This is a genomic window from Sphingomonas sp. SP4, assembly GCF_058313375.1.
The window spans coordinates 978,373-991,142 of the sequence record NZ_JBZFLE010000001.1 but is presented as its reverse complement, the minus strand read 5'-3'; the positions used below and the strand labels follow the sequence as shown (position 1 = coordinate 991,142).

At 63.0% G+C, this 12,770-nt stretch carries 12 protein-coding genes and 1 tRNA gene; 2 read left to right on the top strand and 11 right to left on the bottom strand.

Going from position 1 to position 12,770, the window contains the following annotated elements; all coding sequences use genetic code 11:
• The first annotated feature begins 16 nt into the window (after positions 1-16).
• Positions 17-1,201: a DNA cytosine methyltransferase gene (locus tag AC4GYV_RS04935; RefSeq protein ID WP_491099544.1), complete on the top strand. Its 1,185-nt coding sequence runs from the start codon at positions 17-19 to the stop codon at positions 1,199-1,201.
• Here the strand turns inward: AC4GYV_RS04935 and AC4GYV_RS04930 are convergent, their stop codons facing one another.
• From AC4GYV_RS04930 to AC4GYV_RS04900, 7 genes are all read right to left on the bottom strand, one after another.
• Positions 1,202-2,134: a NotI family restriction endonuclease gene (locus AC4GYV_RS04930; RefSeq protein ID WP_491099543.1), complete on the bottom strand. Its 933-nt coding sequence runs from the start codon at positions 2,132-2,134 to the stop codon at positions 1,202-1,204.
• A gap of 128 nt (positions 2,135-2,262) precedes the next feature.
• A complete protein-coding gene (gene clpP / locus AC4GYV_RS04925) occupies positions 2,263-2,919 on the bottom strand; it encodes an ATP-dependent Clp endopeptidase proteolytic subunit ClpP (RefSeq protein WP_491099542.1) in 657 nt (218 codons plus the stop codon).
• 62 nt (positions 2,920-2,981) lie between these two features.
• A complete protein-coding gene (locus AC4GYV_RS04920; protein ID WP_491099541.1) occupies positions 2,982-4,214 on the bottom strand; it encodes a glutamate-5-semialdehyde dehydrogenase in 1,233 nt (410 codons plus the stop codon).
• A complete protein-coding gene (proB, locus tag AC4GYV_RS04915) occupies positions 4,211-5,338 on the bottom strand; it encodes a glutamate 5-kinase (RefSeq protein ID WP_491099540.1) in 1,128 nt (375 codons plus the stop codon). Before proB ends, AC4GYV_RS04920 begins: the two co-directional genes overlap by 4 nt.
• A gap of 10 nt (positions 5,339-5,348) precedes the next feature.
• Positions 5,349-6,278: a glycosyltransferase family 2 protein gene (locus tag AC4GYV_RS04910; protein WP_491099539.1), complete on the bottom strand. Its 930-nt coding sequence runs from the start codon at positions 6,276-6,278 to the stop codon at positions 5,349-5,351.
• 103 nt (positions 6,279-6,381) lie between these two features.
• Positions 6,382-7,968, bottom strand: a complete 1,587-nt coding sequence (tig, locus tag AC4GYV_RS04905; protein WP_491100390.1) for a trigger factor — start codon at positions 7,966-7,968, stop codon at positions 6,382-6,384.
• Positions 7,969-8,018: 50 nt separating this feature from the next.
• Positions 8,019-8,103 (bottom strand) — tRNA-Leu (locus AC4GYV_RS04900).
• 85 nt (positions 8,104-8,188) lie between these two features.
• Here AC4GYV_RS04900 and AC4GYV_RS04895 point away from each other — a divergent pair.
• Positions 8,189-8,368 carry a hypothetical protein gene (locus AC4GYV_RS04895; protein WP_491099538.1) on the top strand — a complete coding sequence of 60 codons (180 nt, stop codon included), beginning with the start codon at positions 8,189-8,191 and terminating at the stop codon, positions 8,366-8,368.
• Here AC4GYV_RS04895 and AC4GYV_RS04890 read toward each other — a convergent pair.
• From AC4GYV_RS04890 to AC4GYV_RS04875, 4 genes are all read right to left on the bottom strand, one after another.
• A complete protein-coding gene (locus AC4GYV_RS04890; protein ID WP_491099537.1) occupies positions 8,365-8,994 on the bottom strand; it encodes a hypothetical protein in 630 nt (209 codons plus the stop codon). The two genes, AC4GYV_RS04895 and AC4GYV_RS04890, sit on opposite strands and share 4 nt — an antisense overlap.
• Before the next feature lie 14 nt (positions 8,995-9,008).
• Entirely contained in the window at positions 9,009-10,229 is a 1,221-nt protein-coding gene (locus AC4GYV_RS04885; protein WP_491099536.1) for a M48 family metallopeptidase, read from the bottom strand.
• On the bottom strand, positions 10,229-11,026 hold the full coding sequence (locus AC4GYV_RS04880; protein WP_491099535.1) for a hypothetical protein: 798 nt from the start codon (positions 11,024-11,026) through the stop codon (positions 10,229-10,231). Before AC4GYV_RS04880 ends, AC4GYV_RS04885 begins: the two co-directional genes overlap by 1 nt.
• 98 nt (positions 11,027-11,124) lie before the next feature.
• Positions 11,125-12,747, bottom strand: a complete 1,623-nt coding sequence (locus AC4GYV_RS04875; RefSeq protein WP_491099534.1) for an alkaline phosphatase family protein — start codon at positions 12,745-12,747, stop codon at positions 11,125-11,127.
• Positions 12,748-12,770: the final 23 nt, after the last annotated feature.

The window sequence follows — 12,770 nt, the reverse complement described above, 5'->3', positions numbered from 1 at the left end:
GTTCTAAGGCAGGTCTATGGCTAGTCAGCACACGCTTTGGCTAAACATCCGCAAGGGATTGGCCGCGATGAGCACGAAAACAGTCATTGATCTCTTTTGTGGCGCTGGGGGCCTGAGCGAAGGATTCCGCCAAGCGGGTTATCACGTTCTTGCTGGAAATGATCTCTTTGAAGCTGCTGGCGAAACGTACGCGGCAACGCATCGTGAAGCCAAATTTCTTCCCAATCCTATCGGCGATTACACTGCAGACGATTTTTTGAAAGCCGCGGGTCTGAAGGCAGGTGAACTCGATGTCTTGGTGGGGGGCCCGCCATGCCAAGGTTTTTCAGTCTATAACCATCAGCGCGGTTTACATGATGAACGCTCGTCACTTTATCGCGAATATCTTCGGATTGTTGATGGCTTACAGCCGAATTGGGTCGTGCTCGAAAATGTGACCGGCATGACTTCCGCGGGCGGCGGAGCAGCAGTTCATGCAATCATCCAAGGGCTAAATTCGCTCGGTTATGACGTTCGAGCCGAGATACTGCGTGCGGAGGAGTATGGTGTTCCGCAAGAACGTCGCCGGATCGTCTTCATCGGGAACCGGCTCGGACTGCCTATAACGTACCCTGAGCCGTCTCACGGCAGTGGCCTCCGGCCCCTAGTCACTGTGCGTGATGCTATCGCTGACTTGCCAATTCTCGAAAATGCTGAGGATAAAGGCGTACAGGCCTACTCGTTCGAAGCGCAGTCTGACTTTCAGCAAGAAATGAGAGCTGGATCAAACTCCGTAACCAATCACGGCGCGGCAACCCTGTCGAAGATCAATCTCGATAGATTACGTCACATTCCGCAAGGTGGGTCTTGGCGAGACATTCCGTTCGAGCTCCTTCCTCAGGGCATGAAGCGGGCGAAGCGTTCCGACCACACGAAACGTTATGGTCGTCTAAGCTGGAACGGTCTTGCCTCCACAATCCTTACAAAATGTGATCCGCATTGGGGTGCGTATTTCCACCCAGACCAGGATCGTACGCTCACAGTTCGCGAGGCCGCGCGACTTCAATCGTTCCCAGATTGGTTCGAATTCAAGGGTTCTAGGACAGACCAGTACGTTCAGGTCGGGAACGCCGTTCCGCCTCTACTTGGGCGAGCGATCGCCAAAGCAATCTCCTCACTAACGGTTGATTTTGAGCCTCAGGTCCTGGTCGCCGCCGAATAGTTACTTAGCGGCCTTTCTCAGTGCCTTCAGAACTGCCCGCTCGTAAACGCCCATGTCTGGCAAGTTAACTGGCGAAACGAAAGCATAAGCTACCTGCTCGACAGTCGTCGTGAAGGTCTCTCCTCTTATTAGAGTTCGTTGCTGGCCCAGACCTGGATCGTCCCCGAGGCGATATGCTTGGAACGTGATGGTTCCTGAGGCGATCGGGTAATCGAGCATGTGGGTGCTGAGACGTAAGCGAATCTTATCCAGGACCTGTTGCGGGCATACAAAAAACATCCCCTTTTCGCACAGGCGTTCCCTTCGCAGAACATACCCTTTGTAAATCAGCTGGGGCAGGATCCGCTTAGTAACGTTACTCCAATTCAACCCAGCTTTGGTCCAACCAGGATTGTTGCCCTTCCCATCTATGAAAGGTTTTCCCGCGAAGTACGCGGTTGATTGAGCTTTGTACGAATTCGTCGTGTCGATTGACTGAATCTCGACAGCCGTAAATGATTCAGGAGCGCCTGAAGGATCAAGCTTAGCTAGTATGTAATCAATGAAGAACGCGCCCTTGCCGATTAGCTCGGTGGCGAGACGAGGCTGGGGTATCGATAGCTCACTTCCAAAATACTTTCCGAAAACGACAACTTCGTTTCCGGTGATCGCGTTAGCGCCCTGCAATGCCTTCAGGTCCGACGCTTTAATTAGCCGCACGTTTGATCCGAATGCGTGCGCAGCTACGTCGAGCAAGACCTGATGATTATTTGCATAGAGGCGGTTTGGGCAAATTACGATCGGATCATTAGCGGTTTGTTCAAGCGAACACGCGCCATGCTTAGGTTTGATGCATTTGGCATCCACAAAGGGACAATGAATCTGAGAAGCTAGCGCAGACCCAATAGGGTCGAGTGGCTTATATCCAAAAAATTCGACGATTCTCGACGCCACGTACACCCCCCAACCCGAGCAGCCGCACCTTGGCGAGCGGGCACCCAAAAGAAAAGGGCCGCCGAAGCGGCCCTTTGATCTGATTGTTGGACTGGACCCCGGCCTGCGCCGGGGAACTGCGGGTGCCACTACGCCGGCGTCACATCCCCCGCACCCGTACCAGCATCATCGCCAGCATCCGGGCGCTTGTCGAAGACCTCGTCGATGATGCCGAAGGCCTTCGCCTCGTCCGCCTCGAGGAACTTGTCGCGGTCCATCGCCTTTTCGATCTCTTCGATCGGCTGGCCGGTGTACTTGGCGTAGAGCTCGTTGAGGCGCTGGCGCATGCGCAGGATCTCGCGCGCCTGGATCTCGATGTCCGCGGCCATGCCCTGGGCGCCGCCGGACGGCTGGTGAACCATGATGCGGCTGTTGGTCAGCGCCACGCGCATGCCGGGCTCACCCGCCGCAAGCAGGAAGCTGCCCATCGACGCGGCCTGGCCGATGCAGACGGTGCTCACCTTCGGGCGGATGTACTGCATGGTGTCGTGGATCGCGAGGCCGGCCGTCACCACGCCGCCCGGCGAGTTGATGTACATGAAGATGTCCTTCTTCGGGTTCTCGGACTCGAGGAAGAGCAGCTGGGCCGTGATGAGCGAGGCCATGTGGTCCTCGATCGCTCCCGTGATGAAGACGATCCGTTCGCGCAGCAGCCGCGAGTAAATGTCGAAGCTGCGCTCGCCCCGGTTGGACTGTTCAATGACGATGGGAACGAGCTGCGAGACGATGTCCTGATGATCAAGCACGGGAAGCGGATCCTTTGTTCTTAGGTCCGTCCTACATCGGCGCGAACTGCGGGGAGTTCAAGCTAGGGCCTGACCTGTCCTGTCCCGCGAACGACATATTTGAAGGTGGTCAGCTGTTCCGGCCCGACGGGTCCGCGCGCGTGGAGCTTGCCGGTGGCGATGCCGATCTCGGCGCCAAAGCCGAACTCGCCGCCGTCGGCATATTGGGTCGAGGCGTTCCAGATGACGATGGCGCTGTCGACCTTATCGAGGAAGCGCTCGGCGGCGGCGGGATCTTCGGTGACGATCGCCTCGGTGTGGCCGGTGCCGTAGGTCGCGATGTGCTGGACCGCCTCGTCGACGCCTGAGACGGTGCGGATGGCGAGGACGGGCGCGAGATATTCCGTGGTCCAGTCCGCTTCGGTCGCGGGCTGCATGGGCACGATGGCCTGGGCGGCCTCGTCTCCGCGAAGCTCGCAGCCTTCGAGCGCCGCGGCGATCTGGGGGAGAAGTCGAGGCGCCGCGTCGCGGTCGATCAGGAGCGTCTCGGTCGCTCCGCACACGGAGACGCGGCGGAGCTTGGCGTTGCGGACGATCTCGGCGGCCATTTGCGGATCGGCGGCGGCGTGGACGTAGGTGTGGCAGACGCCTTCGAGGTGGCCGAGGACGGGCACGCGCGCATCTTGCTGTACGCGTTCGACCAGGGCTCTGCCGCCGCGGGGAATGATCAGGTCGATCACGCCGTTCAGGCCGTTGAGGAGGAGGCCGACTGCGTCGCGGTCGGGCGTGGCGATCATTTGTACCGCAGCCTCGAGAAGGCCCGCCTCGGCTAGGCCACGGACGAGGGCGGCGTGGATGGCGAGGCTGCTCCGAAGGGCCTCGGAGCCTGAGCGGAGGATGACGGCATTGCCCGAGCGCAGGCAGATTGCGGCAGCGTCGGCGGTCACGTTGGGCCGGCTCTCGTAGATCATGCCGATCACGCCGATGGGCGTGCGGACGCGAGCGATGTCGAGGCCGTTCGGACGCTGCCAGCGGGAGATCTCGGCGCCGACGGGGTCCGGGAGGTCGGCGATCTGTTCGAGGGCAACGGCGATTGCTTCAAGGCGGTCGTCGTCGAGGCGGAGGCGGTCGTGATGCGCCGTGGCGGCGGCCATGTCCTGTTCGTTGGCGGCGAGGGTCTCGGCGCGGCTTGCTCGAAGCGCCTTCGCCATTGCGCGGATCGCGGCCGTGCGTTGCTCGGCAGACGCCGAGCGAAGCTCGGCTGCGGCGGCCCGCGCCTTCCGGCCCATTTCCATGAGGTCACTCTCAAGGCTCATCGCAGCACCAGATCGTTGCGGTGGATCACCGCGTCGCCGCGATTGTATCCGAGCCGTGCCTCGATGTCGCTTGCGCGCAGGCCGGCGATGGCGCGGCTTTCGTCGGCCGAATAGCCGGCGAGGCCTCGCGCGATCTCGCGGTCCTCGGGGTCCGTGACCGAAACGCATTCGCCGCGGCCGAACTCGCCTTCCACGGCGCGAATGCCGGCTGCGAGCAGGCTGCGACCGTTGCGCAGCGCTTCGGCGGCGCCGGCGTCGATCCCGAGCCGGCCCTTCGGGGCGAGCGCGGCGGCGATCCATTGCTTGTAGGCGCTGGCTGGCGAACCCTGTGCCGCGATGACCGTCGCGCGTGCTTGATCGTTGAGCAGAGCGCGGAGCGGATGATCCCCCTGCCCGCTCGCGATCACGGTTGCGCAGCCGAAGCCGCTGGCGATCCGTGCCGCTTCCAGCTTCGTGCGCATTCCGCCCGAGCCGACACCCTCGCGGTGTGCGGGTTTGGCTGCTTCCAGCAATTGGGAGGTCAACTCGCTAACGTACGGAATATGTTCCGCATCTCGCCGCGTCCGCGGGTTGGCGGAATAGAGCCCGTCGACGTCCGAAAGCAGCACCAACACGTCGCTGCGCACCATCTGAGCGACGCGAGCGGAAAGGCGATCATTGTCCCCGTAGCGAAGCTCTTCGGTCGCGACGCTGTCGTTCTCGTTGACGATCGGGACGGCGCCCTTGTCGAGCAAGGTCTCGATGGTCGCGCGTGCGTTGAGCCAGCGGCGTCGCGATTCCGTGTCACCGAAGGTCACCAGCAGCTGGGCTACCGGCACGTCATGGCGGGCGAATGCAGCTGCCCAGCTTTCCATCAGCAATGGCTGGCCGGTCGCTGCCGCCGCTTGCTTCATCTCGAGGCGCGCCGAGCGCGACAGGCCCAGGCGCTTGCGACCGAGCGCGACGGCACCGGACGATACGATCAGCAATTGCTTGCCATCCGCGCGTAGTGTGGCGAGATCCTCGGCAAGGGTACTCAGCCATTGGGTGCGCAGCCCATCGTCGCCGACCAGCAGCGACGAGCCGATCTTCACCGTGACGCGCTTGGCCCGCCTCAACAGCGCTCCGGCTGTGAGATCGGTCATCGGATGTTCGTCAGGGCGCTGCGTGCGCGAGGTAGGCGAGCCGTCGCACTTCGCGACGCCCGCGCGTAACCGTGTCGAGGATCAGCCCGGCGAAAAAGCATAGCACCGCGATGATTATCATACCGGTGATCAGAATGGCTGTCGGCAATCGCGGAACCAACCCGGTATTTAGATAAGTGACGACCAGCGGAACGGCGAGCACGAGCGCTGCGAGCACCAGAAGCAGCCCAATACCGCCGTAGAAGAGCACGGGCCGCTCGACGCGATAGAGGGTGCCGATGGTCTTCAGGATCTTCCAGCCGTCGGAATAGGTCGAAAGCTTGGACTGAGAGCCTTCCGGGCGTGCGCCGTAGCTTGTCTCCACCTCGCCCACTGGCATTCGGAGCTCCAGGGCGTGGACGCTCATTTCGGTCTCGATTTCGAAACCCGCCGAAAGAACCGGGAAGCTCTTCACGAAGCGGCGCGAGAACACTCGGTAACCGGAGAAGATGTCGCTGAAGCTGCGGCCGAAGAGCTTGGACAGTAGTCCTGTGAACACCTTGTTCCCGAGCACGTGGCCCCCGCGATAGGCCTCCGCCTGCTCGTGCTTGCGCGTGCCGACGACCATGTCGAGCTGCTCATCGACCAGCAAGCCGACCATCGCGGGCGCGGCCTTGGGATCGTAGGTCAGGTCGCCGTCGGCCATGACGTAAACGTCGGCGTCGATGTCGGCGAACATCCGCCGCACCACATGGCCCTTGCCCTGCTGGCGCTCGGTGCGAACCACGGCGCCAGCCCTGGCGGCGAGCTCACGCGTCCGGTCGCGACTGTTGTTGTCGTAGACGTAGATGGTGGCAGTAGGCAGCGCGGCCTTGAAACCGGCGATCGTCGCTTCGATCGCGGCTTCCTCATTGTAGCAAGGCAGAATCACGGCGACCCGGGGTTGCTTCTGACTTGCCACTCGTAACCCCCCGAACGTTTGCGCTGAGCCTGTCGAAGCGCTGCCCTTAACCAAGGAAGGTTAAGAACAAGAACAGCTTTTCGGCAAGCTCAGCGCGAACGCCTTATTTCTTCTTGGCGGGAGCCTTCTTTGGAGCCGGCTTCGCTTCGGCCTTTGCCGAAGGGGGCTTACTGCCCGGCTCGTCCTTCAGCGGCTTGGCTGGCTTCGGAGCCTTGGCAGCCTTTTCGACCGGACCCTTGGCCGGCTCTTCAGGCTGAGGCTCGGCCTCGGCCTTCTTGGCGACGGCCTTCTTCGCCGGAGCCTTCTTGGCCTTCGGCTTTTCAGCATGGTCGTGGCCGCAGCCCGGGCCGTGAACGTGACCCTCTTCGCTCTCGAGATCCGCCTCGAGCTCTGCGCGCGTTCCCTTGCGATCGCTGATGTCCGCCTTCGAGAAGAGGAAGTCGACGACCTTGTCCTCGTAGAGCGGAGCGCGCAGCTGGGCCGCGAACATCGGGTTCTGCTGAACCGCCTGCAGGAAGCGCTCGCGGTCCTGACCCTGATATTGCGACGCGGCCTGCATGATCAGGTTGCGCATTTCCTGCTCGGTGATCTCGACGCCATTCGCAGCGCCAATCTCCGACAGAAGCAGGCCGAGGCGGACGCGGCGCTCGGCGATGCTCCGATACTCGCCCGCTTCCTTCTCGATCTCAGCCAACGCCTCTTCAGGGTTCGCTTCGTGCTCCGCCTCGTGACGAAGCTGGGCGAGGATGTTCTGATGCTCGGCTTCGACCATCGATTCCGGAACCGGGAAGTCGTGGCGCTCCGCCAGCACGTCCAGAAGCTGGCGCTTCATGTGCGTGCGGGTGAGCTGGTTGAGCTCCTGGCTCTGCTGGTCGCGGATGAGGCCCTTGAGCTGGTCGAGGCTCTGCAGGCCGAGCGACTTGGCGAAGTCCTCGTCGACCTTGGTCTCGCCCGCGGTCTTCACGCCCTTCACCGTCACGGCGAAGAGCGCGTCCTTGCCCGCGAGATCGGCGACCGGATAGTCCGACGGGAAGGTCACCTTCACTTCGCGCGTATCGCCGGCCTTGGCGCCGACGAGCTGCTCCTCGAAGCCGGGGATCAGGCGGCCCGAGCCGAGCTCGACCGACATGTCCTCACCCTTGCCGCCGTCGAACGCCTTGCCGTCGACTTCGCCTTCGAAGTCCATGACGACGAGGTCGCCTGCGGCCGCGGCATGCTTCTTCGGCGCATCTTCCCAACTCTTGTTCGAGCTGGCGAGCTGCTTCAGCTGCTCGTCGATCGCGGATTCGTCCGCGTCGACCGTCAGGCGGTCGAGCGCGAGACCTTCGATCTGCGGCGCGGGAACGTCGGGCAGCGCTTCAAGGCGCACCGTGACTTCCGCATCCTTGCCCGGCTCGTACTTCTCGTCGAGCTCGACCTGCGGCTGCAGCGCCGGACGGATGTTCTTCTCGCTGAGCAGCTGCTGGACGCCGTCCTGGACCGCGCCGTTCAGCGCTTCACCCTGCAGGCTGTCGCCATGCATCTTGCGGATGAGGTTCGGCGGAACCTTGCCGGGGCGGAAGCCGGGCATGCGCACCTGGGGAGCGATCCGCTTCACTTCCTGATCGACCCGCGCTTCGATGTCCTTGGCGGGGATGGTCAGCATGAAGGCGCGCTTCAGGCCCTCGTTCTCAGTCTCGACGGTCTTGATGCTCACGTTTTACGTCCCAATGAATTTTGCTTGAGAGCCTGCCAGGAGGCTGGTGCGCGCGGAGGGAATCGAACCCCCACATCTTTCGATACTGGAACCTAAATCCAGCGCGTCTACCAGTTCCGCCACGCGCGCGGCTCAAGAAGGCGCGGCGTATAGCAAGGATCGGCCGCTGGGCAACCCGCCGCGACAGAGTTCGTTGTTCCAGCAGGAGAGCCACATGCAAGAGACACCCACGACACCCGAAACGCCGCCGCAGACGCCCGCCGAGCCGAGCCAGCCCGGCCAGCCGATCCAACCGCCGCCCGAAACGCCGCCGCAAGGGCCGGACGTGGACGTTCCCACCCCGCCCTCGCCGGGAACCACGCCTTCGCCGGGACCGATCTCGCCGGTCGGCTAGCCGAGCCGCTGCGCCGAAGCGACGATCGATTCGAAGTCGGGAAGCATCGCTTCGTAATAATGCGCCCGAGCGGCATCGAGCAGGATCAGGTAGAGTTTGCCGTCGATAACCACGCCGACGGCGCGGCCACGACGCCAGAGCTCATCCTGGTCGAGATGCTCATAGTCCCACTGGAAGCCGTTCGCGCCGAGGAACGGCCGCGGCTGCAATGAAACCGTCTTCAGCTCCACTGCCCCACCTTTGATGCGGTAAAGGCTTTCGAGCATCGCCGCGATCTCCGGCGGCGTCATGTCGGAACGGAAACGCGGCACCTGCTGGTCCGCGGTGCGACGCTGGCGGATCAGCTCGCGGTTATTCTTCATGCCGCTGACGAAGCTGATACCATCGAGGATCGGACCGTTCAGCGTCCAATCCTCCACGTCGCTGACGTCAGAGAAAAGGATCCGACGATGCCGGTTGTAATTGCGCGGAGGGACGACGCTCATCTGCCCGTCGCCGACGCGGACCCGCTTCACCTGCACCAGTCCATAGGGGCTTACGCCGGCCTCGCCCGTCCCGACGCCAGTGCAGCCGGAGAGGCAGGCCGCCGCGCTCGCAAGGGCGGCGAGGATGATTACGCGCTTCACTCTACTACCCTCCCCTAGCCGGCCATCTGCCGCACCCACGCGGCGTCCGGCGCATCCGGCTGAATCGTCAGATATCGCTTAAATGCCGCCTTCGCTTCGGAAGCCCGCCCTTGCTTCATGAGCGAGATGCCATGCCACCGCCATGCGTCTGCCGGAGCGTCAGGATAGACGACCGCGGCAGCGTAGCTTTGGGCTGCCCGAACATCGTCGCCAGGCCGATTCCGCAGCCGCCAGACTTCGCCTTCGTAGAAGCGCAGCAGGCCATTCCAGCCGTCCTGGGCGAGCGTCTGGATCAGATATTCGCTTGCGCCCGGGTCGTTCAGCTTCACCTGATCGTCGAGCAAGGTCGGCCTGATCTCGCCAATCATGGAGAGATATCGAGCGCGACCGCTGTCATAGACCTTGCCCGGTATGGTCAGCTCAGCCGCGTCGGCACGAAGATCGACCATGCGCGAACCTTCGGAAGGGTGCGTGTCGAAAATGGAGCCTGTACGGCGGTGCTTGCCGCGATAGCGCGCGCTCGCATTCTCCTCGCCGATAAGCTGCTCCCAGATGTTGGCCATCTCGATCGGAGGATAGCCGGTCTCGGCTATAAGCTTCGCACCCATCGCATCGGCTTCGGCCTCCATCGCGCGGCTGTACTGAAACAAGGTCAGCAAGGTGCCGAGTTGCGCCAGCTGAACGTAATTGCCGAGATAGACGCCGGCGCCGGCACCACCGACCCCGGCGAGCATTGCGCCGATCGCAAACAGGTCGGTCTTGCGCTTCATGTCGCGCCACGAGCGAATCATGTGGCGGCGCAGGAAGTGCCCCGATTCATGTGCAATCACGCCGGCGAGCTGCGCCTCGTTGCGCATGCGCAGCAGCAGCCCGGTGAAGACGACCGCGAAGCCGCTCGGAAACATCATCGCATTGAATTCGGGAATCCGCGCCAGATAGATGCGGAAATCCTTCGCGGCCGGACCGCCGACGGTCCCAATGATATTTTTGAGATAATTGGTCAGCTTCGGATCGTTGACCAGCAGGTTCGAGCCCGAGATTTCCTCCTCGGCTCGGTCCATCTCCTTCCACAGGCCGATCTCGTCGCGCTCAGTGGGCTTGTAGCCGGGGCCGACAAGCGGGACCATGTCCTGCGGTCGAACGCGTGCTTGGGCGACTCCTGTATGCAGAGCTGCCGTAGCGACCGCCCCGCCGACCAGCAGCGAGCGGCGGCTGATCTCGCAGCGGATGCACATCAGTGCGTAACCTGCGATTCAGGCGACATGACGACGCCCTTGCCGACGTCCTGCCCGGGCTTCATGCGGCCGAGGAGCCGATCGACCATCTGCGCGGCGCCCTTGGGCGTGCGGATGTCGCCGAAGCTGATGCCAGGCACCTGGCTGCTGGCGATGACGACGTTGAACCAGACTACCTTGCCGGTCTTGAGGTCGACCAACGAGGCATAGTCGAGCTGGGTCGCGCCGCCGATGTTGGGGGCGCAGAACCCCACGATGCAGCCGGCCAGTCCCAGGACGCCGAGGGCGATACGGCCGCTGGAAGCGACCTGATCCTCGGCGTGGAGGAACAGCGCATAATCGTAGCCGGTCTTTTGCCCGAGGCGGACCGCGTCCTGTCCGATGGTCCAGTCGAGCCCCTTGCCGCGCTTCGTCGGCAGATAGTCGCCGAGATATTTGTGGACGACGATGGATTCCGCGACGGCCGAGTTCAGCCGCTCGACATCGGCAAGTTCCTCGGGCGTGACGCCCGGCAGACCATTGCGCCGGTCCACGAAGGTCACCCTCCCGCCGTGCGTGCCCTGTTGATTGCGGATCGCATCGGTGATGCTGGAGCGTGCCTGATCAATCCAGTCGGCACGCGGCTCGACCATGCCGCCCGTCGTGATGGATCCGACAGTGACGTCAGGGCGCAGGACGAGCAATTTGTAGTCGCCCTGCGGCGGCGTGAACTGCACGTCCGCATATTGCTTCATCTGAACGCACGCGCTCGCCGACACGCTGACCGCCAGCGCAAGCGCCAGACCCCGGTTCCGCATAGCTACCCCTCCAACGGGGCACGCTCCCAGTGCCCCGCACTAACTATGCGGGTTATGCCTTAACGTCAGATGAAAGAAAAGTTCGTGTTTTTAGTGGCTTAGCGGTTAGCGCTAGTAGGAGGGCAAGTCGCGACTGTGCTGAGGCAGTGCCCGTCGATCGACCCTGTGACCGGCAGGCCGATCATCGCCGCGAGAGTCGGCATGATGTCCGTGGTCTCGACCGGATCCTGAGAAGCTACGGGCGCCATGCCGCGCCGCCAGAAGGCGATCGGCACGCGACGGTCGTAGTCCCACGGGCTGCCGTGGGTCGCGACATAGGTCGTCGGGTTCGGGATCGGCATGATGTGCTGCTTGAGCATCACGACGATGTCGCCGGAGCGCTCTGGATCGTAAGAGGCCCGGGCTCGCTGAAGTAGCGTCCATTGCACCGGATTGCCGGTCGGCATTGCGGTCCTCGCGATCTGCTCACGCGAGAAGGCCGCCTCGACTTGCGGGTGCGCGCGGTAAGTCGCCAGCGCTTCCTTCAGGACCCGGCCGCGCTCAGTCGGCTTGAGAGCCTCGTCGATGTAGATATCGCCAGCATAGTCGCCGATCAACACAGGCCCGGACAGGCCAAGCTTTTGTGCGATGACCTTGCCCAACGCCGTCGCGCCGAGGGCCGGATCGACCCGGGCGGCATCGCTCACGCCGTGCATCCGTAGCCGTTCCGGAATGTCCAAGCCGCCGTGGTCGGCGCTGAGAACCAAGGCGTAATCGATACCGGTTCTGTCGAGGAAGGTCAGAAAATCGCCGATCTCACGATCAAGCTCGAGTAGCTGGAGACACATCTCCTGCCCGCCCGGCCCGTAGGTGTGGCCGACGTAATCCGTCGCCGACAGGCTAATGGAGAGCACATCCGGACTGCTGCCGCGGCCGAGCTTCATATCTTGAACGAGGCCAGCCGCCAGCGCGAGCGTGGCACCGTCCAATGCCGGTGATGCGCGGAACCCGTTGGCATCGCCCGCGACCCGCGCCAGCGTTCCGTTTCCGACTACTTTCCCGCTCCCGTCGAGCGTAATCGGCTGCGCCCTCGACGCGCAGAAGGGGGTGGGCTGAAAGCCCTCGCCTGGCGAAGCAATTAGCTGCTGGACCGCTGCATTGGTGCGCGTCACCGACTGCGGCACCTGAGCGCCCGCGATGTCCGTGGAGTAGCGCTTGCCATCCCAATACCAGCGCTGGTCTGCGTGATGGCCGGACATCATCACCGCCGCGCGGTCCTTGCCCGAGACCGCCACATTGCGGGACGACGGCCATACCGCCTTCATCCGGTCGCCAAGCGTCGAGACCCGAAGGTGCAGGTCGGATACTTTGTAGGAGGTCGAGGAGCTGCCCGGTGCGTCCTCATTCTCGGCGCAGTAGACCGACTTGTCCGAACGGCTGAGCTTCTGATTCAGCCAATTGTTGGCGACGATGCCCGTCGTTGCCGGATGATCGCCAGTCATCAGCGTTGAGTGGCCCGGGCAGGTCTCTGTCGCGGCATGGCTCTGATAGCCGTTGTGGAACACCGTCCCGCTCGCGAAACGCGCCAGGCCGCCGGTGAACTGCGGGCGATACGTATCCCAAAGGTCTGCCGAAAACTGGTCAATCGAGATGGCCACGATCAGCTTGGGCGGAGCAGGCGTCTGGGCGGTGGCCTGGGTCGCGATAAGCGCCGCCGAGGCGGCCAGCAGGAACTTGCGCATAGGTGAGGCCGCTACTCCGCTTA

What these genes read in the sequence shown, in the direction of transcription:
- AC4GYV_RS04935 (WP_491099544.1), top strand. Translation starts at nt 17, where the DNA reads ATGGCTAGTCAGCACACGCTTTGGCTAAACATCCGCAAGGGATTGGCC.
- AC4GYV_RS04920 (WP_491099541.1), bottom strand. Translation starts at nt 4,214, where the DNA reads ATGAGCCTTGAGAGTGACCTCATGGAAATGGGCCGGAAGGCGCGGGCC.
- proB (WP_491099540.1), bottom strand. Translation starts at nt 5,338, where the DNA reads ATGACCGATCTCACAGCCGGAGCGCTGTTGAGGCGGGCCAAGCGCGTC.
- AC4GYV_RS04895 (WP_491099538.1), top strand. Translation starts at nt 8,189, where the DNA reads ATGCAAGAGACACCCACGACACCCGAAACGCCGCCGCAGACGCCCGCC.
- AC4GYV_RS04885 (WP_491099536.1), bottom strand. Translation starts at nt 10,229, where the DNA reads ATGTGCATCCGCTGCGAGATCAGCCGCCGCTCGCTGCTGGTCGGCGGG.
- AC4GYV_RS04880 (WP_491099535.1), bottom strand. Translation starts at nt 11,026, where the DNA reads ATGCGGAACCGGGGTCTGGCGCTTGCGCTGGCGGTCAGCGTGTCGGCG.
- AC4GYV_RS04875 (WP_491099534.1), bottom strand. Translation starts at nt 12,747, where the DNA reads ATGCGCAAGTTCCTGCTGGCCGCCTCGGCGGCGCTTATCGCGACCCAG.